At 62.4% G+C, this 22,849-nt stretch carries 21 protein-coding genes; 8 read left to right on the plus strand and 13 right to left on the minus strand.

Features of this window, described 5'->3' with window-relative positions; translation table 11 throughout:
* Nucleotides 1–3 precede the first annotated feature (3 nt).
* The 7 genes from Q7U29_RS26610 to Q7U29_RS26640 all read left to right on the plus strand — a co-directional run bounded on the left by Q7U29_RS26610 (nucleotide 4) and on the right by Q7U29_RS26640 (nucleotide 5,652).
* A complete protein-coding gene (locus Q7U29_RS26610; protein WP_304746429.1) occupies nucleotides 4–375 on the plus strand; it encodes a peptidoglycan-binding protein in 372 nt (123 codons plus the stop codon).
* Complete coding sequence (locus Q7U29_RS26615) at nucleotides 359–1,891, plus strand: glycoside hydrolase family 15 protein (protein WP_304746431.1); 1,533 nt, start codon at nucleotides 359–361, stop codon at nucleotides 1,889–1,891. Before Q7U29_RS26610 ends, Q7U29_RS26615 begins: the two co-directional genes overlap by 17 nt.
* Before the next feature lie 300 nt (nucleotides 1,892–2,191).
* Nucleotides 2,192–2,674 (plus strand): BLUF domain-containing protein, encoded by a 483-nt coding sequence (locus tag Q7U29_RS26620; RefSeq protein WP_304746433.1) that lies wholly within the window; start codon nucleotides 2,192–2,194, stop codon nucleotides 2,672–2,674.
* 89 nt (nucleotides 2,675–2,763) lie between these two features.
* Nucleotides 2,764–3,528, plus strand: a complete 765-nt coding sequence (locus Q7U29_RS26625; RefSeq protein ID WP_304746435.1) for a B12-binding domain-containing protein — start codon at nucleotides 2,764–2,766, stop codon at nucleotides 3,526–3,528.
* A gap of 241 nt (nucleotides 3,529–3,769) precedes the next feature.
* Nucleotides 3,770–4,768, plus strand: coding sequence for a L,D-transpeptidase (locus Q7U29_RS26630; protein ID WP_304746437.1), 999 nt, complete (start codon nucleotides 3,770–3,772; stop codon nucleotides 4,766–4,768).
* A gap of 117 nt (nucleotides 4,769–4,885) precedes the next feature.
* Entirely contained in the window at nucleotides 4,886–5,347 is a 462-nt protein-coding gene (locus Q7U29_RS26635; protein ID WP_304746439.1) for a YidB family protein, read from the plus strand.
* Nucleotides 5,348–5,391: 44 nt separating this feature from the next.
* The gene (locus Q7U29_RS26640; protein ID WP_304746441.1) at nucleotides 5,392–5,652 is read left to right on the plus strand and encodes a GlsB/YeaQ/YmgE family stress response membrane protein; all 261 of its coding nucleotides are present in this window, start codon (nucleotides 5,392–5,394) and stop codon (nucleotides 5,650–5,652) included.
* A gap of 186 nt (nucleotides 5,653–5,838) precedes the next feature.
* Here the strand turns inward: Q7U29_RS26640 and Q7U29_RS26645 are convergent, their stop codons facing one another.
* The 8 genes from Q7U29_RS26645 to Q7U29_RS26680 form a co-directional block, all read right to left on the minus strand.
* Nucleotides 5,839–6,651, minus strand: a complete 813-nt coding sequence (locus tag Q7U29_RS26645) for a Cof-type HAD-IIB family hydrolase (RefSeq protein ID WP_304746443.1) — start codon at nucleotides 6,649–6,651, stop codon at nucleotides 5,839–5,841.
* Nucleotides 6,648–7,172: a gluconokinase gene (locus Q7U29_RS26650; protein ID WP_304746445.1), complete on the minus strand. Its 525-nt coding sequence runs from the start codon at nucleotides 7,170–7,172 to the stop codon at nucleotides 6,648–6,650. The genes Q7U29_RS26645 and Q7U29_RS26650 overlap by 4 nt, the downstream gene beginning before the upstream one ends.
* Entirely contained in the window at nucleotides 7,173–8,687 is a 1,515-nt protein-coding gene (gene zwf / locus Q7U29_RS26655) for a glucose-6-phosphate dehydrogenase (RefSeq protein ID WP_304746447.1), read from the minus strand.
* 6 nt (nucleotides 8,688–8,693) lie between these two features.
* The gene (gene gnd / locus Q7U29_RS26660; RefSeq protein WP_304746449.1) at nucleotides 8,694–9,722 is read right to left on the minus strand and encodes a phosphogluconate dehydrogenase (NAD(+)-dependent, decarboxylating); all 1,029 of its coding nucleotides are present in this window, start codon (nucleotides 9,720–9,722) and stop codon (nucleotides 8,694–8,696) included.
* Between the two features lie 11 nt (nucleotides 9,723–9,733).
* On the minus strand, nucleotides 9,734–12,580 hold the full coding sequence (locus Q7U29_RS26665; protein WP_304746451.1) for a bifunctional transaldolase/phosoglucose isomerase: 2,847 nt from the start codon (nucleotides 12,578–12,580) through the stop codon (nucleotides 9,734–9,736).
* Nucleotides 12,581–12,818: 238 nt separating this feature from the next.
* Entirely contained in the window at nucleotides 12,819–13,646 is an 828-nt protein-coding gene (locus tag Q7U29_RS26670) for an RMD1 family protein (RefSeq protein ID WP_304746453.1), read from the minus strand.
* 141 nt (nucleotides 13,647–13,787) lie between these two features.
* A complete protein-coding gene (locus Q7U29_RS26675) occupies nucleotides 13,788–14,237 on the minus strand; it encodes a DsrE family protein (RefSeq protein WP_304746455.1) in 450 nt (149 codons plus the stop codon).
* A 40-nt stretch (nucleotides 14,238–14,277) separates the two neighbouring features.
* Complete coding sequence (locus Q7U29_RS26680; protein WP_304746457.1) at nucleotides 14,278–14,910, minus strand: hypothetical protein; 633 nt, start codon at nucleotides 14,908–14,910, stop codon at nucleotides 14,278–14,280.
* A 389-nt stretch (nucleotides 14,911–15,299) separates the two neighbouring features.
* Here Q7U29_RS26680 and Q7U29_RS26685 point away from each other — a divergent pair, with 389 nt between their 5' ends.
* Nucleotides 15,300–16,514 carry a DUF3754 domain-containing protein gene (locus tag Q7U29_RS26685; protein WP_304746459.1) on the plus strand — a complete coding sequence of 405 codons (1,215 nt, stop codon included), beginning with the start codon at nucleotides 15,300–15,302 and terminating at the stop codon, nucleotides 16,512–16,514.
* Here the strand turns inward: Q7U29_RS26685 and Q7U29_RS26690 are convergent.
* The 5 genes from Q7U29_RS26690 to Q7U29_RS26710 form a co-directional block, all read right to left on the minus strand.
* A complete protein-coding gene (locus Q7U29_RS26690; RefSeq protein ID WP_304746461.1) occupies nucleotides 16,511–17,566 on the minus strand; it encodes a 2-oxoacid:ferredoxin oxidoreductase subunit beta in 1,056 nt (351 codons plus the stop codon). The genes Q7U29_RS26685 and Q7U29_RS26690 overlap by 4 nt on opposite strands.
* Nucleotides 17,563–19,413: a 2-oxoacid:acceptor oxidoreductase subunit alpha gene (locus Q7U29_RS26695; protein ID WP_304746463.1), complete on the minus strand. Its 1,851-nt coding sequence runs from the start codon at nucleotides 19,411–19,413 to the stop codon at nucleotides 17,563–17,565. The genes Q7U29_RS26690 and Q7U29_RS26695 overlap by 4 nt, the downstream gene beginning before the upstream one ends.
* A complete protein-coding gene (locus Q7U29_RS26700) occupies nucleotides 19,383–21,182 on the minus strand; it encodes an FAD-dependent oxidoreductase (RefSeq protein WP_304746464.1) in 1,800 nt (599 codons plus the stop codon). Before Q7U29_RS26700 ends, Q7U29_RS26695 begins: the two co-directional genes overlap by 31 nt.
* Nucleotides 21,183–21,411: 229 nt before the next feature.
* On the minus strand, nucleotides 21,412–22,077 hold the full coding sequence (locus Q7U29_RS26705; protein WP_304746466.1) for a DUF4286 family protein: 666 nt from the start codon (nucleotides 22,075–22,077) through the stop codon (nucleotides 21,412–21,414).
* Nucleotides 22,078–22,090: 13 nt separating this feature from the next.
* Nucleotides 22,091–22,849: alpha/beta fold hydrolase (locus Q7U29_RS26710; RefSeq protein WP_304746468.1), on the minus strand; the 759-nt coding region annotated here is incomplete at its 5' end.

A 22,849-nucleotide genomic window follows, 5' to 3' on the forward strand; every position in this document is an offset into this window, starting at 1 on the left:
GAATTGATCCGCTTATTCCTCGCCACCATCCTGTGGGGCTGGCTGCTGTTTCCCGCCGCTGCTGCCAGCCTCGACGCTGCGGCCATCAACGGCGCCGAGTATGCTGCCAAGCGTGCCGCCGATGACCGGATCGATGCCGCCGTCGTCAAGATCCAGGTCTGGCTCGACCGTGCCAGATTTTCGCCCGGCGAGATCGACGGCAAGCTCGGTGAAAATGCCCAGAAAGCCCTGAAGACCTTCGCCGAGGCGAAAGGCCTCGCCTCCGACAAACTGCCCAATCCCGAGATCTGGAAGGCGCTCGCCGCGACCGGCGAAGATGCCGTTATCGTCGAGTACAAGATCTCGGACAAGGATGTGCATGCCGCCGCGCGGTAATGCTTCGGACGTGGTCAGATTGGTGCGCGGCGTCAGCGGCCAAGTGAAACTCGGCATGGAGCTGGTGATCCGCTTCGGCTTCGGCGCCGATATTCCCTGGGTCAAGCGCACCGGAGACGGCGCGCTGCTGGCGATTGCTGGGCCGGACATGACGGTGCTGCGAACGCCGGTGGCGACGCGTGGCCAGGACATGACGACGGTGGCCGACTTCGAGGTCCGCGAGGGCGAGACGATCCCCTTCGTGCTCACTTATGGGCCGTCGCATCTGCCGATCCCGGCGCCGATCGATCCGGCGCAGGCCTTGCAGGACACCGGGGAGTTCTGGATCGAGTGGTGCAGCCACTGTACCTATGAAGGCGTTCACCGCGACCTGGTGATGCGGTCGCTGATCACGCTGAAGGCGCTGACCTATGCGCCGACCGGCGGCATCGTGGCGGCGCCGACCACCTCGCTGCCGGAAAAGCTCGGCGGCCAGCGCAACTGGGACTACCGCTTTTGCTGGCTGCGCGACGCCACCTTTACCCTGCTGGCGCTGATGAATTCGGGCTACACCGCGGAAGCCTCCGCCTGGCACAACTGGCTGCTGCGGGCCGCGGCCGGCGCGCCTGCCAACATGCAGATCATGTACGGCATCATGGGCCAGCGCCGCCTGCTGGAATGGGAGGCGTCGTGGTTGCCCGGCTATCAGGGCGCGAAGCCGGTCCGGGTCGGCAACGCCGCGCATGCGCAGCTGCAGCTCGACGTCTACGGCGAACTGATCGACGCGGTTCATCAGTGGCGCGTGGCCGAACTGAAACTCGATGACGGCACGTGGGCGCTGGAATGTGCGGTGCTCGAACATCTGGAAAAGGTATGGGACCAGCCGGATCACGGCATCTGGGAGCGCCGCGGCGCTGCCAGACATTACGTCTTCTCGAAAGTAATGACGTGGGTGGCGTTCGATCGCGGCATCAAGAGCGCCGAAAAATTCGGCTTCAAGGCGCCGCTCGCTCGCTGGCGGAGCCTGCGCGATACGATCTGCCGCGATGTCTGCGAGAAGGGTTTTGATGCCACGCAGAACACCTTCGTCGAATTTTACGGTTCAGAAACACTCGATGCCAGCCTGATGTTGCTGCCTGCGGTGGGCTTCCTGCCGGCATCGGACTCGCGGATTCGCGGTACCATCGCGGCGGTTGAACAGCATCTGATGCAAGACGGGTTCGTGCTGCGCCACGATCCCCGCGAGGTGTCGAATGAAAAGCAGCCGATCGAGGGTGCCTTTCTCGCCTGCAGCCTCTGGCTCGCGGATGCCCATGTGCTTGCTGGCGAGTTCGACAAGGCGCAGGCGCTGTTCGACCGGGTGGTCGGGATCGCGAACGACCTCGGGCTGCTGGCGGAAGAGTATGATTCAGGCGAACGCCGCCAGACCGGCAATTTTCCGCAGGCGCTGACCCATATCGCGCTGATCAATACCGCGCAGAATCTCAACGCCGCCAAGAGACCGGCGGAGAAGCCGGCGGTGCAGCGGGCGACGTAGAGCGCGGACTCATAAGCGCGTAGCCAAATCCGAATGGCTCACACTCATTTCGGTGATCGCAACGCCAAATTGCCGGCCCGGGATAGGCCGGATAGCGGACATGCTGCAGATATTAAAAGCGACACGAATGACCCATCTCGGAAGTCGCTCGTTCACTGCCTTACCGAAAGCGCAATCTAGATGGTCTTGTGACTGCGCGCCTTCCTTCTCTCCGTAGTTTTACCGTTCGTCTATTTAACGACTGCTTCCGCATTAGCGGTGAGTGTCAGCGCGGGTAAACGGTCATCTCGGAGCATCGCCATGCAGTTGTGCCGCCTCGTCTACTACAGCAAGTACAATATCAGCGCGCGGTCTGGAGTGGCTGATGATTTGAAGCAGATACTCGCCACCGCAATTCGTTCAAACTCAGGGAAGGGAATAACCGGCGGCCTCATTTTTAATCGTCAATTTTTCGGGCAAGTGCTTGAGGGTGACCACGCTGCCGTAACTCAGACTTTTGTTCGCATTAATGGTGACCCACGGCACAGTGACATCGTCCTAACTGAAATGAAGCCGGTGGGCGAACGCCTGTTCGGCGCTTGGTCCATGGGCTACGCGGGTAAGAGCGAGTTGTTTCAAGCGCTTTGCGGGAAGTACGGGCTTGCTGATGGGTTTGACCCGATGCGTATGTCAGGCTCCGATTTGACTGCGTTCATCCTCACGCTCGTAACCCAAGAGCAAAATGTCGTATCCTCTGAGAAGATCGGAGCATCGGAAGAAGTAGGGGAATTTCACGAACTGTGATGGCCTAAGTCTGTAGATGCGCGTAGGTATTCAGCGAGCAGCGCTAGTTCGAGGCAAACTCGGTACGCGGCGCGGAAAGACGGGCAGCGATGCTGAAGTGGTGCTCCTATTGTCAGCAATTCTTGGGTGAAGTCCCCGACTATGACAATTTTGCTATTTCGCATGGGGCATGCCCAGAATGCCACGCGGCAACTTTGGAGCACGGTGACGTTGATTTAACCCGTCCGCTTTTGCTGAAGGCGGTCCAGCGCAAGCTCTGGACCGCTGGTTTAGAAAACAATCTGGCGGCAGCCGCGAAGGTTATAGACGATGCAGCCAGCACTGGCCTCAGACCAGTCGATATTCTAATCGGAATGCTGGCACCGATGCTTTATCAGGTCGGTGAGGACTGGAAGAAAGGTGTCCTCAGTGTCGAGCAAGAGCATAGTTTTACAGCCTTTTGCGAACAGGTAATTGATCTGGTTTCGACCAAGATAAAACTTAGCACGCCTCTCAACTCAACGTCCGATGGCGCAATCCTATTGATGAACGCCCCCGGAAATGTACACACGCTCGGACTGCGCATAATTGCTCTTTGGTTGGCAAGCAAAGGCAAAGTAGCCACAATCCTCGACAAGCAATACGATGCGGCGCACCTACTGAAGCGCATCAAAACAACACGGACCAAACTTCTTTTGATCTCCGTGGCCCTCCCAGCGCAATACAATGGTGTGAATGAAATTGTTGAACGGGTCGCCGAATTGGCAAACCCGATCCGACCGAGGGTCGTCGTCGGAGGTTCTGCGGTGAAGCTCGGTCTCATCCCGCCAATCCGCGGAGCTGATTTAATGGCTGATATTAGTCTGTTAAGCTGAACACTCCTCCCAAGAGTTCGTGCACTTTTCGGACCAGAGGCGATGTCCGGTTTGAGTCTGCAATTCGCAGGATAGCGGACATCGAGCCGCGCACACGAACCTCGATTTATGGGGGCGCCTTGGGCGGATCGTCGCTTCCCGGCTTGCGCTCCGGAAGCACGGCGACGAATCCGTCGGTGGCGGCGGAACCCGATAGCTCCACGCTTCTTGGTTAGGCGAACCTTTGCCGGAGGCCGTCGGATTGATCCGCTTATTTCTCGCCACCATCTTGTGGGGCTGGCTGCTGTTTCCCGCCGCTGCCGCCAGCCTTGACGCTGCGGCCATCAACGGCGCCGAGTATGCTGCCAAGCGTGCCGCCGATGACCGAATGGATGCGGCAGTCGTCAAGATCCAGGTGCTGCTTGACCGTGCCAGATTTTCGCCCGGCGAGATCGACGGCAAGCTCGGTGAAAATGCCCAGAAAGCCCTGAAGGCCTTCGCCGAGGCGAAAGGCCTCGCCTCCGACAAACTGCCCAATCCCGAGATCTGGAAGGCGCTCGCCGGCACTGGCGAAGATGCCGTTATCGTCGAGTACAAGATCTCGGACAAGGATGTGAAGGGGCCGTTCCTGGAAAAGCTGCCGGCCAAAATGGACGACATGAAAGACCTCAAGGCATTGGGCTACACCAGTCCGCGCGAGGCTCTGGCGGAGAAATTCCATATGAGCGAGGAACTGCTCGCGGCCCTCAATCCCGGCAAGAAGTTCGACAAAACAGGCGAAGCCATTTTCGTGGCCAACGTGCTGAACAAGCCGGCCAAGTTGGCGATCGGCCGCATCGAAGTCGACAAGACAGCTCAAACAGGGAGGGCGTTCGACGCCGCGGGCGCCCTCGTGGCATTCTTTCCGGCGACGGTCGGAAGCGAAGAGAAGCCGACCCCGGCGGGTAGCCTCAAGGTCGTCTCCGCCGATGCCAATCCGAACTATCGCTACAATCCCGACTACAAATTCAAGGGCGTGAAATCCACCAAGGCGTTCACCATCAAGCCCGGCCCGAACAACCCGGCCGGGTCGTACTGGATCGGGCTGTCAGCGGAGGGCTATGGCATTCACGGCACCCCCAACCCTTCCAAGGTCAGCAAGTCCGAATCCCACGGCTGTATCAGGCTGACCAACTGGGACGTGGCGTTGCTGGGTGCTAGCATCAAAAAAGGTACAATAGTAGTGTTTGTCGGCGAGCCGGCCGGTACCAAAAAGCGCTGATGCCGTAAGCACTTGCTTTCTGTGCATGGGGTTGTTTTGGACATTTTTGATTCAAGCCGCATCTGGAACCGAACGGAACCGTGAGCGTTGCCGACGACAATTGCATGGGAGACGAAGATGAAACGCGGATTGCCCTCCATGACTGCGCTGCTGGGACTGCTCGCGATCGCCGGGTACCAGAACCGGGACAAGCTGGCGGAGATGCTGAACGGGGCCGGAGCCAACAAGGCGGGCCCCGGCGGCGGCGCCCCGGATTCTCCGCTGGGCGGCCTGTTGGGCAACCTCGGCGGCATGCTGGGCGGCGCCGGAGTCGGTGGCCTGCTGAACGGCGGCATCGGCGAGTTGCTCGAGAAGTTCAAGCAGAGCGGCCAGGGCGAGACCGCCGAATCCTGGGTCAACAACGGTCCGAACAAGGAAGTGGCACCGCCGCAACTGAAGCAGGCGATCGGGACCGACGTGCTGGCCGCCCTGGAGCAGCAGACCGGCCTTTCGCAGGACGAGATTCTGGCGCGGCTTTCCCGCGAGCTTCCGGCGGCCGTGGACAAGTATACGCCCGGCGGCCGGCTACCCAACGACTAACACCAACGCACCGTCGTCACCTCAATCAGGAAGGAAGTATCGAGATGGGTATCTTGTGGACCATCATCATTGGTTTTGTCGCCGGCGTGATCGCCAAGTTCCTCATGCCGGGTGACAACGAGCCCTCAGGGTTCATTCTCACCACGATCCTCGGAATCGTCGGCGCGTTCGTCGCGGGCTACCTGGGGCAAGCGCTCGGATGGTATGGCCCCGGCGAGGGTGCGGGCCTGATCGGTGCCGTCGTCGGCGCCATCATCGTGCTGTTCGTCTACAGCCTCGTCGCCGGACGTCGGAGCGCGGTCTGATCGCGGGCGGAGGCAACTCTCTCGTCGTCCCGGCGAACGCCGGGACCCATAACCCCGGTCATCTATTGTAGCCAAAGGTATCTGCCACAACGCCTTAACGAACCGTCACGGTGTATGGGTCCCGGCGTTCGCCGGGACGACATGTTGAGCGAGTGGCGCGAAGCATTGCTTAACTGCCGCCATCGCTCAACTCGTTTCACCATTCTTCAGGATGATCTCAATCGCCTTAGCGAAGCCCTCGTCCTCGTTCGAGGCCGTGACACGCGTCGCCATGTTCTTGATGTCGTCGGCAGCGTTGCCCATCGCGAAGGAGAGGCCGCTCGTCCTGAACATCGCCAGATCGTTTTCCATATCGCCGATGGTGGCGACCGCGTCGGTCGGAATACCCTGGCGCTTCGCCATGGCCTGGACAAAGGTGCCCTTGTCGCAGCCCGGCGGGGTGACATCGAGATAATAGCTTTGCGACCGCACCGCGGTGGCTCGCCCGCCAAGGGTCTCCTGCAACGTAGCTTCACAGCGCTGCAACAACGCCGCGTTGCTGCTGGAGCCGACGATCTTGCAGGCGACGGTCAGGTAAGGCGAAAAATCCGCCACGACGGCCGGCTCCGCCCGGATCGCCCGCATTTCGTTCGGGACATACTCGCCGTCGCCGTTGCGGGTCAGCCAGCGATCGTTGGTGAACAGCCAGATATCGACGCCGAACTCGTTCAACACGTCGAGGCTGATTTGCGCCGTGGCCGCCGGGATCAGGTGCTGCTCGATCGGGTTCAGCTGCGAGTCGACGATGGAGCTGCCGTTGAACGACCCGACCGGCAGCGTGATCTCCAGCGGCTCGATCAGAAACCGCATCCCGACGGTCGGACGGCTGGAGACGACGGTGAAGCCGATACCGGCATCGCCGAGCCGGCGGACCGCGCCCCTCGCGGCATCGGTCAGGATTTTCTCCCTGTTCACCAGCGTGCCATCGACATCGGAAACAACGAGCGCGATGCGGGTCATGGCCGGCTCCTGCTGGTGCCAGGCCTGAGCTGGCGCACGATGTCTTCGACGATGGCCTCAATCGTGGCATCGATCGATACGGTGACGGGATTTTCGTTGCCGGCCGGCGGCTCCAGCGTTTTGAACTGACTGGCCAGCAGGCCCGGCGGCATGAAATGACCCTTGCGCGCGGCAAGCCGGCCGGCGATCAGATCCTGGGTACCGTCGAGGAAGACGATCCTGACATCGTCACGGCCATGCACGAGAACCTCGCGATAGGCCCGCTTCAGTGCGGAACAGGCGATCACCGCGCGTCCGCCAGCCTGGCAGACCCGGTCGATCTCGTCGGCAATCGCCTGCAGCCAGGGCCAGCGGTCCTCATCGGTCAGGGCATGGCCGGCGCTCATCCTGGCAACGTTGCCGGGGGGATGAAACCTGTCGCCATCTTCGAAAGTCCAGCCCAGGCGTTCGGCCAGCGCTTCGCCGATGGTGCTCTTGCCGGAGCCGGATACGCCCATCACGATCAGCGCGCAGGGCATCATCTAACCGAGCTTTCGCCAGCTGCGGCCGTCACGGGTCAGCAGCGTGTTGGCCTCGGCGGGACCCTCGCTGCCGGCCTCGTAGCCGAGCAGGCCGTCGGCGCCGGCCTTCTTCCAGACATCCAGGAACGGTTGCACCGCCTTCCAGCCGGCTTCGACGCTGTCGGCGCGCTGAAACAGGATGTTGTCGCCGATCATGCAGTCATAGATCAGCGTCTCATAACCGGTGCTCGGCTCCGCCTTGAAGTAATCCTTGTAGCGGAACTTCATCTCGACGCCGTCGATCCGGATCGCGGGCCCGGGCACCTTGGTGTTGAATTGCAGCGCGATGCCCTCGGTCGGCGCCACGCCGATCACGAGGTAGTTCTGCGCCAGCGTCTCCACCGGGGTGCAGCTGAACATCGCAAACGGCGCCTGCTTGAACTTGATTGCCACTTCGGTGCGTTTGACGCCGAGCGCCTTGCCGGTGCGCAGGTAGAAGGGAACGCCCGCCCAGCGCCAGTTGTCGATGGTGAGCTTCAGCGCAGCATAGGTTTCGGTGGTGCTGCCGGGATCGACTTCCCCGGTGCTGCGATAGTCCCCGATCTCGACATCGTCGACCCTGCCGGCCCGGTACTGGCCGCGCACGGAATTCCGAAGGGCCTCGCTCTCGCTCGGAACCTGGATCGCCGCCAGCACGTCGGCCTTCTCCGCGCGTACCGAATGCGCATCGAACCGGATCGGAGGCTCCATCGCGACCAGCGACAGCAGCTGGAACAGATGGTTCGGCACCATGTCGCGCAGCGCGCCGGTCGCATCGTAGAAGCCGCCGCGGTGGCCGACGTCGAGCTTTTCGTCGACCGTGATCTGCACATGGTCGATGTGATTGCGATTCCAGATCGGCTCGAACATGCCGTTGGCAAAGCGCAGCACCAGGATGTTCTGCACCGTCTCCTTGCCGAGATAATGGTCGATCCGGTAGATCTGGTGTTCGTCGACAATGCCGAGCAGTTCGGCGTTCAGCGCCTTGGCCGAGGCCAAATCGGTGCCGAACGGCTTTTCGATCACCAGCCGCCGCCACGTGCCGTTCGGCTGGCTCAACATGCCGGTTCGTCCGAGTTGGCGGGCGATCGGCGCAAACGCATCGGGCGGCGTGGCCAGATAGAACAGGCGATTGCCGCCGGTCTGCCTGATCGCCTCGAGTTCATCGAGCTGCGCCTCCATGCGGTCGAACGAGGCCGGTTCGCCGGGATCGGCGGCTATGCAGGTGACGCAATTGAGGAGTCGTTCGGCGGTTTCATCTTCCACCGGGCGGGTGGCGAATTCGCGCAGGCCCTTCATCAGGCTGTCGCGCAACGCTTCATTCGACGTCGTCTTGCGGGTGATGCCGACCACGCAGAATTTGTCGGGCAACAGTCCGGTGGCCGCCAGATTATACAGCGCGGGGATCACCAGCCGGTGGGCGAGATCGCCTGACGCGCCGAAGATAACGAAGGAACAGGGTTCGGGCTTTTTCCAGGCGGGCTGATCGGAAGGCATCGGCGGTTACGCCTTCGGCTTGACGATGTCGGGCGCGTTCTGCTGTACCGGCGCCGCATGCTGCTGCGGCTCCTTGTGGCCGCCAAAACCGTCGCGCATTGCGGAAAGAATTTTTTCGGCGAAGGTATGCTGCTTGCGCGAGCGAAACCGCGCGAACAGGGCCGCGGTCAGCACCTCCGCCGGGACCGCCTCGTCGATGGCGGCGTTGACGGTCCAGCGGCCCTCGCCGGAATCATCGACATATCCCGAATAGCTCTCCAGCGTTGGATTCCTGGCCAGCGCCGAAGCCGTGAGGTCGAGCAGCCATGACGGGATCACGCTGCCGCGCCGCCAGACCTCGGCAATGTCAGCGATATCAAGATCGAATCGATGCTCGGCGGGCAGCGCGTCGATATTGGCATTGCGCAGGATGTCGAAGCCCTCGGCATAGGCCTGCATCAGGCCGTATTCGATGCCGTTATGGATCATCTTGACGAAATGGCCTGACCCGACCGGGCCGGCGTGAATATAGCCCTGCTCGATTCGGGCGTCGCGTCCTTCGCGTCCGTCGGTTCGCGGAATATCGCCAATGCCCGGCGCCAGGCTCGCAAAAATCGGGTCGAGGCGGTCGACCACCGCCTTGTCGCCGCCGATCATCATGCAATAGCCGCGCTCGATGCCCCAGACGCCGCCAGAGGTGCCGACATCCACATAATGGAGGCCGCGCTCCCTCAGCGCCTTGCCGCGGCGGACGTCGTCCTGCCAAAAGCTGTTGCCGCCGTCGATGATGACGTCGCCGCTCTCCATCCACTTTGTCAGCTCGTCGATGGTCGCCTGGGTGATCCCGCCCGCGGGCAGCATCACCCAGGCAGTGCGCGGCCGCTCCAGCCTGGAGACAAAATCCTGTAGCGAACTCCCGCCCGCTGCGCCCTCGGCCGCGAGCGCGGCAACGGCCTTGGGATCCTTGTCATAAACGACCGCCGAATGGCCGTGCTTCATCAGCCGGCGGACGATGTTGCCGCCCATCCGCCCCAAGCCGATCATTCCGAGCTGCATGGGGAATACCCTTAGTTCAAGGCCTCGGTGATCGCAGCATCGAGCATCTTCAGTCCCGATGCGAGATCGCCCTTGAGATGCACGCGCAATGCACGCCGGCCGCGCTCGGTCAGCACGTCGAAATCGCCGCGGGCCTGCGCCGCCTTGATCACGCCGAAGCTGGCCTTCTGGCCGGGCACCGCGAGATCCTTGCCGTCATCGGCGGTGATCTGCAGGAAGACGCCGCTGTCGGGGCCGCCCTTGTAGGCCTGTCCGGTGGAATGCAGGAAGCGCGGGCCGAATTCGGCGCAGGTTGCGACATGGCGTTTGTCGCGAACCGCGAGCCGCATGGTTTGCAGGCTGCCGATATGATCAGCATCGCGTTCGATATAGGCCAGCAGCGCGACATAATCGTCCGCGCCGGCGCGGGCGAGATGGGCTTTGAGCCAGGAGCCGAGATCGCCATCGGCGCCGGCCTTGCGCAGCTCCGCGGCATTTCTGTCGTCGGTGTAGAGATCGGCCCCGGCGGTGGACATGACAGGCTTTTCCGCAGGCAGTTTGCCTGTCTTCTCGAACGCCGTGGTCAGCTCGCGCGTCTTGATCTTGGCGTCCTCGACGTCGGGCTGGTTGAACGGATTGATGCCGAGCACGGCACCCGCCACCGCCGTCGCCATCTCGAACCGGAAAAATTCCTGGCCGATATGGTCGATCGATTTCATGACGATGCGGACCACCGGATGCCCGGCCGCTTCAAGTGCGGACAGCTTTTCGTCATGCGCCGTGTCGTCTTCACCTTCGGTCCGGATGTCGATGAAGAAGCGGTCGCGGCCGTAAGCCGCGGGATCGCCGAGCGGCTCGCCGTCGATCGGGATCAGGCCCTTGCCTTCCTTGCCTGTGGATTCGGCGATCAGCTGCTCGGCCCAGGCGCCGAAATCGGCGACCTTTGCGGATGAGAGGATGGTGACCTTGTCTCGGCCTTCGAGCCCCGCCAGCCCCAGGGCCAGGCCAAGCTGCACGCCGGGATTTTCGTGCGGCGGCACGTCGGGTCCGCAGGAGCGAACCATGGCGAGCGTATGCTTGATCAGGGTGCGGACATCGATGCCCGCGGTTGCCGCCGGCACCAGTCCGAACGGCGACAGCACGGAGTAGCGTCCGCCGATGCTGGGATCGCCATGGAAGATACGGGCAAAGCCTTGTTTGGTCGCAACCTTCTCCAGCGACGAGCCGGGATCGGTCACCGCGATAAAGCGATGGCCGGCCTTGTCGGCGCCGATGGTCTCGGAGACTCGCGCGAAGAAGTAATCCTTCATCGCGTTGGGCTCGGTGGTGCCGCCGGATTTGCTGGAGACGATGAACACGGTATTGGCGAGGTTGACCGAGCCTTGCAGGGTGCGAACCTGCGCGGGATCGGTTGAATCAAGCACATGCAGTCTCGGAAAGCCGGGCTGCTTGGCAAATGTCTCCGCCAGAACCTCCGGCCCGAGACTCGATCCACCCATGCCGAGCACCACGGCGTCGGTGAAGTTTTGTCCTTTCACGCGCTGCGCATAATCCTCGTAGTCGGCGATGTCGGCGGCCTCGGCGCTGTTGAGCCAGCCCAGCCATTTGTGTTCGTCGCTCCCGCTCCAGACCGATTTGTCGTGTTGCCAGAGCCGGCGGATTTTGGCCGACGCGCGCCATTCCTCGGTGGCCTTCTCGACCGCGCTGACGATGGTGCCGCCGAGCTTCAACTGCTGGCGGTCGATGCCTGCGCCGAGCACGCTGGCGCGCTTGTGCGCGACCGCGCCGTAGAGCTTGTCGGCGGCGTCGGCGAACAGCCTGACGCCGTCCCTGACCAGTTCGGCGGCGATGGCATCGAGCGAGATGCCGGACTTCTCGAGTTCGACGAGAACGTGCCTGGCGTCCTCGATGTTTTCCTCGAGGCTGTCGCGCGGCGTGCCGTGGTCGCGGAAGGCGTCGAGCGTCGCCGGCGGCACCGTGTTGATGGTGTTGGGACCGATCAGCTCCTCGACATAGAGCACATCGCTGTAGTCCTTGTTCTTGGTGCCGGTCGAGGCCCACAGCAGCCGCTGCGGTTTGGCGCCCTTGGCGGCAAGTTTGTCCCAGCGCGCGCCGGAAAACAGCCGCTTGTATTCCTGGTAGGCCATCTTGGCGTTGGCGATGGCGACCTTGCCCTTGAGCGCGCTCAGGCGCGCCTTTTCGGTCGGGTCATTTGCCTTTGCGATCTTCTCATCGAGCTCCTTGTCGACCGCGCTGTCGATGCGGCTGACGAAGAAAGAGGCGACGCTGGCGACGCGTGAGGGATCGCCGCCGCTCTTGACGAGTTTTTCCAGGCCCGCGAGATAGGCCTCGGCGACCTGCACATAGACTTTCTGCGAGAACAGCAGCGTGATGTTGATACTGATGCCCGCGCCGATCAGCTGCTGGATCGCGGGCAGGCCTTCCGGCGTCGCCGGCACCTTGACCATCAGGTTCTTGCGACCGACGTCCTTCCAGAGCCGCTCGGCCTCGGCGACGGTGCCTTTGGAATCCATCGCCAGATAGGGCGAGACCTCCAAACTGACAAAGCCGTCCTCGCCCCTCAACTGGTCATAGACCGGGCGCAGCACGTCCGCCGCGTTCTGGATGTCCTCGATCGCCAGATGCTCGAACAATTCGGCAACCGGGCGATCGCCCTTTTCCAGGGCGTTCCCGATGGCGCCGTCATATTCGTCCGAACTGCCGATCGCCTTCTCGAAGATCGACGGATTCGACGTAACGCCCTTGACGCCGTCGGTGTCGATCAGCCGCTTCAGGTCGCCCCTGGCGACGAAGCCGCGGGCCAGGAAATCCAGCCAGACCGCCTGGCCGTGGTTTTCGAGTGCTTTGACGGGATTCATGATGCCTTGTTCTGTTCGAGCTGGGTTTGCTGCGGGTTCCCGGCACCTTTTCTGGCGAGGGGCCGGGTTGTCAACAAGTGGTTGGGCAACGCTGGGGAGGGGACTATGCGGATCCCCCGAGGCTAACGCCATTCACACCCTATCGATCCCTCCGGGACGTGGCGGTTTAGTGGCGATCCCGGTTTCTGGAGGGCGATTGAACCGCTTTTTGGGCGACGACAGCGGTATGACGCGGAATTTAGCCAGGGCGCAAGAAAAGGTCGTACAGGTAGACCGAGATTTCGAGCATGATCAGGAGCACGATCATGGTTTCCAGCCGAATCCCTCGCTGCGCGTCGATCAGTTCGGTGAGCGCAGCCATCATCACCTCGATGGCGTCGAGCTTGCGCGACAGCGCCTTGGCGCGCTTCCGGAAATGGTAGGCTTCGGCCAGTCGTTCGTGCAATTGCCCGACTTCACCATCATCCGGCGACAACTCGGGTCTTTCTTCCACTTCGACCCGTTCAAGAAGGCGATGATGGGTCAGCAGCGCATGTCCGACAGTGCGCAGCATCCGTTTCCGCTGCCACGGCAGCCGGCCGGTATTGGCGAGGTCGCTGGCAAAAGGTTCGAGCACCTCGATGAGATTCCTGACCTCTTCTTCCTCAGAGGCGAGTGCGACATTCTTGGCAAGCGCATCGACTACGACGACGAGGCGCGGAGGTGACAGGTTCCGGACGGTAATGACATCCCCCGAGATCTTGTCGCTCGCTCCGATCTCGATCTCCGATGTCACGATGACCGGCGCGTCCAACCGGCCTTCGACGCGATCGCCCAGCTTTTGCAGGAAAGCCTCTTCCTCGCCCTGCGAAACCCCAATGAGGACGACGGTACCATAGGGCAACAGCGCGGCAGAGCCTCCATCGCGCAGGCGCAATATCAGTGGCGACGTCGCGACGGCTTCGGCTTGATTGAGGTCTGCGGCTTCGAGGCTCGTCAGCTTGAGACGACGGCCAAGGCGAAATGCGCGAGCAGGCAGCCGCTGTGTGGTACTCGCGCGCGAGGGGGTGAGCGGGTTGTCGGTCATTTCACCTGGTGCAGGACGTCCGGATCCTCGCTGGCGGGCAGGCGAAAAATTCCAGCGAGATTGCCTGAGTGCAGGCTGGCACACGGCAAGAGAACCGGGATTGCGCTATATCAACTTCCAGGAGCCGGGCGTTACGGACCTTTACGGCCGCAGATAGAGATAACCCTGCGACTGCAATTCCGCGATCCGGACCACGCCGCCCTGCTCGACACCGACCAGGCCCGGAAGCAAATCCTTCAGCTCGACCTTCTGCGATTTCATGGTGTTGCCGCAGGCGGCGAGTTCGACCCCGGCCCTGGAAAATTGAGCGACGCGCCGGGCGATATCCGGGTTCGCGGCGCTCAGGTGAAACGACCGCAGCGCCTGGCCGTGAATCACCAGCGCGATGGTGACGTGGTCGGGACCGCCGACGCCGTCGAAATGATTCTGGATATTGCCGAGCACGAACGAGACCTTGTCGAGGTCGTTGAGATGATAGACCACTTTCAATTTGGCGGCGGGTGCGGCGTCGGTGGCCGCGCCGGCGCGCGATGCGGCGAAGGCCGCGCCAAAGGCCGAAACCGCGCCCCACAAGATGCTGCGTCGATGCATGGCACTCTCCCTGGGTTGCTGAACGGGATCTGCAGCGAGCCTATCGTTTGCGCCTGATCTCCGCCAGTTCCTTGCGGTCGGTCACCAGCGTGGCACATTCGCGGATGTCGGCGCGGTCGAGCCGGAACACCTTGTCGTCGGCGCCGCCGACCAATGCGTCGCTGAGTTCCTCGTCTGGCTTGCTGTTCTGCCAGATCCGCACCCGCTCGACCCGGACGATCGCGGATTTTTCGTCCTTCGACATCGCAACATTGAGCCCGCCACCGTCGCAATCGACGCCGCAGCCGAGGCGTATTTCATGTCCATCGTCTTCGGGCACGAAGTGATTGCAGGAGCCGCTGGAGTCGAAATCGCCCGATCGATGGCGATACTTCAGGCCGAGCCGGAACGAATAATTGGTGATCTTCTCTTCCGGCGGGGTCTCGGCGGTGACCAGCAGCTTCATCGCGTTGACCTGCTGCAGGGGGTGACGCGCCAGGTGGTCGGGGTCATAGCGGCGCACGAAGCAGGCATAGGCCTTCTTGCCCGGCGGCTTGCTGAACATCCTGACATCGAACGCGGCCGCCCTGGCCTTGTCGATGCCTTCCTCTCCGGCGTGGCCGAGGGTGATCCCGGTGGCCGGGACCGCCAGCGCCGCGGCGGCAGCCAGCGTCGCATTCCAACGGTGTTTCATGAAACTCGCGGCCATTTTACGCACATCCATCCATTGGTCACGCGGCCAGCCATTTTTGACGCGGCGCGAGGCGTTGCGTTCCGGGCATGCCGGGTCAATGCTTTGGTCGCGGCAGGCGCTGGGGACGTTCAACGGATTGGCTGCATCAGGGGAGTGCCTGCGGCTTTGCGGGGTTGCAGCGCTAGCTGCGAGTAGCGCAACAGCAGCAAGGAAGCTATCCTGTGCGGGGGGCGAGCGGGCCCGCGGCTGACTTTTGACCGCGAAATGGTCGGCAGGATTACGCTTGCAGTGATTATTCCAGCGAGGACGGCAGTTTTGTGAAGGGAGTACCGGGCGAATCGGCCGTTCCGGAGTCGCGGGATCGTTTCATTCCGCTTCGGAAGTCGGATTTGATCGATGGCCTCGTCGCCGCGGGCCATCTCGGCGACGCCGGTGAGATCGGGTTCCGGCAATTTGCGCGTCAACTCGGCGCCGTCTTTCATTACCAGTATTTCGAACAGCTCGACCTGCTGCGCGAGGCCTATTTTCCCTTCGACCCCGAGCTCGATGCGCGGTCCTGCGGATCTCACCAGGAAAACGAGGCGGCCTATCGCCGGCTGAGCGAGGAGGTAGTGCGTGTACTCACCGAGGCCAATTTCATCGAGATCACGCATGACGAAATCATCAAGGCCTTTGCCGAGCACGCGTTGGTTCGAGTCAAGCTCAAGGCCCCGGTCGAGGAATACCGCGACGTCCGCATGTTCCGCCGCGGCAGCCACATGGAGACCATCGAAATTCCGGTCTGGCGGGGCTTGCGCCGGCGCTCGCGCGAGATCGAGGTGTTCGACGACGTGGTGATGATGGTTGCGACCCGGCCGGGCGTCGACACGCCGGCGGACGCCCGCAATCTGCGCTGGAGCGGGAAGCGGAGCAGTCATAAAATTCGCGGCGGCGCCGTGCTGTTCAAGTATTTCCGGCACGTCGCCCGCGCCGATCTCGAGGCGCTGTATCCCAATGTGCGGGTGGTGATGAGTCTGTCCGACCAGCTCATGCTGGGCGTGCCGGCCATTTTCGGCGGCATCCCGATCCTGATCAAGCTCGCATCGACCCTGGTGATCCTGTTTCTGGTCGCCGGCTTCTACCTCGGCGTCAACGGAACGCTCGGCGACAATGATCTCGAGCAGGCGCTGGCCGCGCTCAGCGGCCTGTTCGCGCTCGGCGCCTTCATGCTGCGGCAATGGGGAAACTTCCACCGTCAGTCGCTGATTCATCAGAAGCAGCTGACCGACAATATCTACTATCGCAATATCAACAATAATTCCGGCATTTTCAGTTATCTGATCGGCGAGGCCGAGGAACAGGAGTGGAAGGAAGCGCTGGTGGCCTACTACTGCCTGGCCACAGCAGCGCAACCGCTTACGCAGGCAGCTCTCGGTGCTGATATCGATGAACTCTTGTCGCAGCGTTTCGCCGTCTCGGCCGATTTCGCCATCAATGAGGCGCTGTCGCGGCTGAAGCGCCTTGGGCTACTGGACGAGAGCGGCGGTATGCTGTCGGCTCTGCCGCTTCCCGCGGCGATCGAACGGCTGGAGACCGAGTGGGCGCAGTTGCTGCGGCCTACCTAGCGCAGGCTCGCGTTGATCTTTTCGAGCGCGGCGGTGCCGGGGCAAAGATCCCCCGCGTCCAGCGTATTGAGCGGCACTTCCACGGTGTCGAGATGGCTGTGCAGATCGTCCGATTCCGGATCGACATACAACAGCCCGGTGACGATCTGTCCCTTGGCGGCGTGCTTCTGCAGGAACGACATCGCCCCGACGCGATCATGCGGATCATAGTCGGCATCGATCTTGCGCAGCGCGATCCGGGTGCCGTCGTGCTGTTCGACCAGTTGCACGGTGCCCGGGGCATAATCCACCGTGATCGGGTCGCGTCCCGAGATGACGTCGAGCCGGTTCACCGCGTCATTGTGCTCGCGCACATAATCGAAACTCTTGGTCGAGCCGGCGTGGTTATTGAAGGCCACGCAGGGGCTGATGACGTCGATGAACGCCGCGCCCTTGTGCTGGATCGCGGCCGCGATCAGCGGCACCAATTGGGTCTTGTCGCCGGAGAAGCTGCGCGCCACGAAGCTGGCGCCGAGCTGCAGCGCGATCGCCACCAGGTCGATCGGGCTGTCGCTGTTGATCAGGCCTTTCTTGGACTTCGAGCCACGGTCGGCGGTGGCCGAGAACTGGCCCTTGGTCAGGCCGTAGACGCCGTTGTTCTCGACAATATAGGTCATGTTGACGCCGCGCCGGATCGAATGCGCGAACTGGCCGAAGCCGATCGAGGCCGAGTCGCCGTCGCCGGAAACGCCGAGATAGATCAGGTCGCGGTTGGCGAGATTGGCGCCGGTCAGGACCGACGGCATCCGGCCGTGCACCGAATTGAAGCCGTGCGAATTGCCGAGGAAATAATCCGGAGTTTTCGAGGAGCAGCCGATGCCGGAAATCTTGGCGACCCGGTGCGGTTCGATCGACAGTTCGAAGCAGGCTTCGATGATCGAGGCGGTGATTGAGTCATGGCCGCAGCCGGCGCACAGCGTCGAAACCTTGCCCTCGTAATCCCTGTGGGTGAAACCGAGATCGTTTTTCGGAAGTCCCGGATGCTGGAATTTCGGCTTGGCGATATAGGTCATGACTTCACCTTGCGGAGCGGGGTCACCTTGAGCTGATCCTGGTGGTCGCCGATCGCGCCGGCGATGAAGCGCGCGGTAATCGGCGTGCCGTCATAATGCAGGATCGGGATCAGCCGGACCGGATCGATGCCGTTCTCGTTGACGATCAATGAGCGCAGCTGCGCATCGCGGTTCTGCTCGACCACATAGACGAAGTCGTGGTCGGCGATGAAGCTGGCGACGCTGGAATGGAACGGGAAGGCGCGGATCCTCAAGCGGTCGAGCTGATGCCCGCGCGATTCGAGGATCCCGATCGCCTCGTCCATCGCCGGCGCGGTGGAGCCGAAATAGATCACGCCGTATTTGGTCGGCTTGGCGGCGTTGGCCTGCAGCGGCCGCGGCACCATGTCCTGGGCGGTTTCGAACTTGCGCACCAGCCGCTGCATGTTGTCGGCATAAACAGGGCCTTCCTCGGAGTAGATCGCGTAGCGGTTGCGCGAGGTGCCGCGGGTGAAGAACGAGCCCTTGGTCGGGTGGGTGCCCGGATAGGTGCGGTACGGAATGCCATCGCCGTCGACGTCGAGATAGCGCCCGAAGTCGCGGCCGGGTTCATCCAGCATCTCCGCCGTCATCACCTTGCCGCGGTCGTATTGCCTTGCGTCGTCCCACTTCAGTGGACGAGAGAGACGGTGGTTCATGCCGATGTCGAGATCGAGCATGAGGAAAATCGTGGTCTGCAGCCGCTCGGCGAGATCGAAGGCCTGGGCGGCGAACTCGAACGCCTCGGCCGGGTCTTCCGGAAACAGCAGCACATGCTTGGTGTCGCCATGCGAGGCATAGGCGCAGGCGATGACGTCGCATTGCTGGGTACGCGTCGGCATGCCGGTCGAGGGACCGGCGCGCTGCACGTTCATGATCACGGCCGGAATCTCGGCGAAATAGGACAGGCCGATGAATTCCGTCATCAGGGAGATGCCGGGGCCGGAGGTGGCGGTGAAGGCGCGGGCGCCATTCCACGACGCGCCGATCACGATGCCGATCGACGCCAACTCGTCCTCGCCCTGGACGATGGCGTATTTCGCCTTGCCGGTGACGGGGTCGTGCCGCAGCTTCTTGCAGTGACTGGTGAAGGCATCCGCCACCGATGACGACGGCGTGATCGGATACCACGCGCACACGGTGGCGCCGCCGTAGACCGCGCCGAGGGCAGCCGCGCTGTTGCCTTCGATGAAAATGCGGTCGCCGACCTTGTCGGCTTTTTTGACGCGCAGGCCGATCGGGCATTTCAGGTTCTGCAGCGCCCAGTCGCGGCCGAGATGAAGCGCGTGGATGTTCGACGACAGCAGCTTTTCCTTGCCCTTGTACTGCTCGCCGATCAGCTGCTCGACCAGCTTCGGGTCCATGTCGAGCAAGGCGCACATCGCGCCGAGATAGATGATGTTCTTGAAAAGCTGGCGCTGGCGCGGATCGGTATAGGTCGAGTTGGTGATGGCGGTCAGCGGCACGCCGATCACGGTAATGTCGGCCCGGAATTTCGACGCCGGCATCGGCTTGGTCGAATCGTAGAACAGATAACCGCCGGGCTCGATCGCGGCGATGTCCTTGTCCCAGGTCTGCGGGTTCATCGCCACCATCATGTCGACGCCGCCGCGGGCGCCGAGATGTCCATCCTCGGTCACCCGCACTTCGTACCAGGTCGGAAGCCCCTGGATGTTGGACGGGAAGACGTTGCGCGGGCTGACCGGCACGCCGTGGCGCAGGATCGAACGCGCGAACATCTCGTTGGCGCTCGCCGAACCCGAGCCGTTGACGTTGGCGAAGCGGACGACGAAGTCGTTTACGCTGCTGATCGGGCTTTGGACGGACATGATGTTCCTGCGTGGGTCATATCGATGAGGTATTTCTGCATGTCCCAGGCACCGGTGGGACAGCGTTCGGCGCACAGGCCGCAGTGCAAGCAGACGTCTTCGTCCTTGACCATGACGCGCCCGGTCTTGAGGCCATCGGCGACATAGAGGTCCTGGTCCGGATGCAGCGAGGGCGCCTTCAGCCGGGTCCGCAGATCTGCTTCCTCGCCATTCTCGGTGAAGTTGATGCAGTCCATCGGACAAATATCGACGCAGGCGTCGCATTCGATGCACAAGGGGGCCGCGAACACGGTCTGAACGTCACAATTCAGGCAGCGGTGAGCTTCGCCGAGCGCCAGCTTGACGTCATAGCCGAGTTCTACTTCGGCGCGGATGTCCTTCAGCGCGATGACCTTGTCGCGATGCGGCACCTTGTAGCGCTTGTCGTTGGAGATGTCGTTGTCGTAGCTCCACTCGTGGATACCCATCTTCTGCGAGGAAACGTTCACCTCGGGCAGCGGCCGTTCGGTGATGTCCTCGCCGGACAGCATCTTGTGGATCGACAACGCGGCGTCGTGGCCGTGCGCCACCGCCCAGATGATGTTTTTCGGGCCGAACGCGGCGTCGCCGCCGAAGAACACCTTCGGATTGGTCGACACAAAAGTCCTGGCGTCGACCTTGGGCATGTTCCACTTGTCAAATTCGATGCCGCAGTCGCGCTCGATCCAGGGGAAGGCATTTTCCTGGCCGACCGCCACCAATACGTCGTCGCAGTTGATCGTCTCGTCCGCTTCGCCCGCCGGCACCAGATTGCGGCGGCCGTTGGCGTCGTATTCCGCCTTCACCTTCTGGAAGGTGACCCCGGTGAGCTTGCCATTGTCGTGGATGAAAGCGATCGGCACCATGAAATTGAGGATCGGAATGTCCTCGTGAAGGGCGTCTTCCTTCTCCCACGGTGAGGCCTTCATTTCCTCGAAGCCGGAACGCACGATTACCTTGACGTCTTCGCCGCCGAGCCGGCGCGCAGTGCGGCAGCAATCCATCGCGGTATTGCCGCCGCCGAGCACGATCACGCGCTTGCCGATCTTGCTGACATGCTCGAACGAAACCGACGCGAGCCATTCGATGCCGATGTGGATGTTGGCGGCGGCTTCCTTGCGGCCGGGAATTTCCAGCTCGCGGCCGCGCGGCGCGCCGGAGCCGACAAACACCGCGTCGAAGTTTTCGGTGAGCAACTGCTTGAGGCTGTCGATGCGGTGACCGCCCTTGAACTCGATGCCGAGATTGAGGATGTAGTCGGTTTCCTCGTCGATCACCGAATCCGGCAGCCGGAATTTCGGAATCTGCGTCCGCATCATGCCGCCGGCCTTGGGGTCGGAATCGAACACGGTGCAGTGGTAGCCGAGCGGTGCTAGGTCTCGGGCCACCGTCAGCGAGGCGGGACCGCCGCCGACGATCGCGATGCGCTTGCCGTTTTTTGCCATCGGCTTCGGCATGCGGTGCTTGACGTCGTCCTTGAAATCGGCGGCGACGCGCTTCAACCGGCAGATCGCGACCGGCGTATCCTCGACGCGGCCGCGGCGGCAGGCCGGCTCGCACGGGCGATCGCAGGTGCGTCCGAGAATCCCCGGAAACACGTTCGATCTCCAGTTGATCATGTAGGCGTCGCTGTAGCGGCCTGCAGCAATCAAACGGATGTATTCTGGAACGGGCGTATGCGCAGGACAGGCCCATTGGCAATCGACCACTTTATGGAAGTAGTCCGGCGCCGAAATATCAGTCGGTTTCATTCCTACCTTGTCCGCGCCGTTTAAAGGAAGGCGCGGCCTCATCTTTGTCTGCGAACGCTCAGTCGGCGTTCTTGTGGTTTTTGAATTGCATCATAGACTTACCTTATTAGAGGCATTCCAGAGCGTGCACAAAGGCAAATTTGTCTCACCACCAGCCTTCATTAGTCGAAGGCCATAACGTTGCCATCATTGCGGCAGTGCAGCATGCGCAACACGGTTCACGTGGCGTTCAAATCGTCGGGAGGTCGCTCTTTGCGAGGTCCCACATCAGGTGGTAGAGGCCGGTCGAGATCACAGCGGATTTGATCGCGGCATCGCCCAGGCGCGCGGCGATGGTGGCCGACACCGCCTTCACATCCGTACCGTCAATCAGCACGAACCAGTCGCCGGCGCCGGGATTGGGGGCCGCGGGATCGTCGGTGATCGGCTTGGACAATGAAGCATCGCTTTCGAGCAGGTGCATCGAGAAAATTCCGTCCAGCTTGCCGGGTTTGAGTTGATCCCGCAGTGCGGTACGCAACCTATCCTTGTCCACGGGACGCAGGCGCACGATGCCGAGTGCGGCACCCCGGCCCTGGCCGCGGCTGATCGTGATGCGCGCGACCGCGCGGATCATGTTCTTGAAGCGCGCGATGTTCGCCTTCGACCAGGCGGTCTGGTTGGCGAGCGCCGTGCGATAGGCCGGACTATCGAGCACCTCGAAGGTTTCGGTGGAATAGAGGCTGAGATATTTCGGCTTGCCGTCATGGGCGACATAGCGCCGGGCCTCCAGGAAGCCGGGAATTGCGACGCGCTCCTCAAGATGCTCGCGGTCGTACCAGCGGTTGAATTCGGCCTCGTCGGACGGATCGATGTCCATCGACGTCAGCAGCATTCCCTTTCCGGCGAGCGGCATGTTCGGATTGTCCCTATCGTTTGATGATGGAAGCCAGATCGGCGATCGCCTTCATCACGGCGTCCCTGACGCCGGGATCGTATAGCGAATGGCCCGCGCCCTCGACGATGCGGATTTCACATCCGCGCCATGCCGCGGCCAGCGCGTGCGAGGTCGCGGGCGGACACAGCAAATCGTAGCGGCCCTGCACGATGATGCCGGGAATGCCTTCGAGCCGGCCGGCATGGTTGAGGAGCTGATCGGGGTTCATGAAGCAATCGTTCTGAAAATAATGCGCTTCCATGAACGGTGTCGACGGCAGCGCGCGGGTCGAGTTCAGCGAAGTGAGATCGAGCCGAACCCGCGACGAGGTGTGTTCCGAAAGAATGCGTTCGGTATCGCCCCACGCGCGCGCGGCAGGGGTGTGCACCGCCGGATCGGAATCAAGGATGCGGCGGAAGTAGGCATCCAGCGGCTTCTCGCGTTCTTCCCCTGGCAGCACGCCGAGAAAATCTTCGGAGAGTGCGGGATGCAGGCGCGGCAGCGCGTCGAGGAAGGCGCCTTCCAGCTCCCGGCGGGTGCCGAGAAAGGTCGCGCGCAACACGATGCCGGTGACCCGGTCGGGATGCGTCTGCGCATAGGCCAGCGCCAGCGTCGCGCCCCAGGACCCGCCGACGATCATCCAGCGCTGAAACCCAAATTTCTCCCGGATCAACTCCATGTCGGCGATCAGATGCGGCAGGGTGTTATCTTCGCAGCGGCCTTTTGGGCGGCTGCGGCCGGCGCCGCGCTG

Origin of the sequence: Bradyrhizobium sp., assembly GCF_030654605.1 — a bacterium.
Classification (GTDB): domain Bacteria; phylum Pseudomonadota; class Alphaproteobacteria; order Rhizobiales; family Xanthobacteraceae; genus Bradyrhizobium.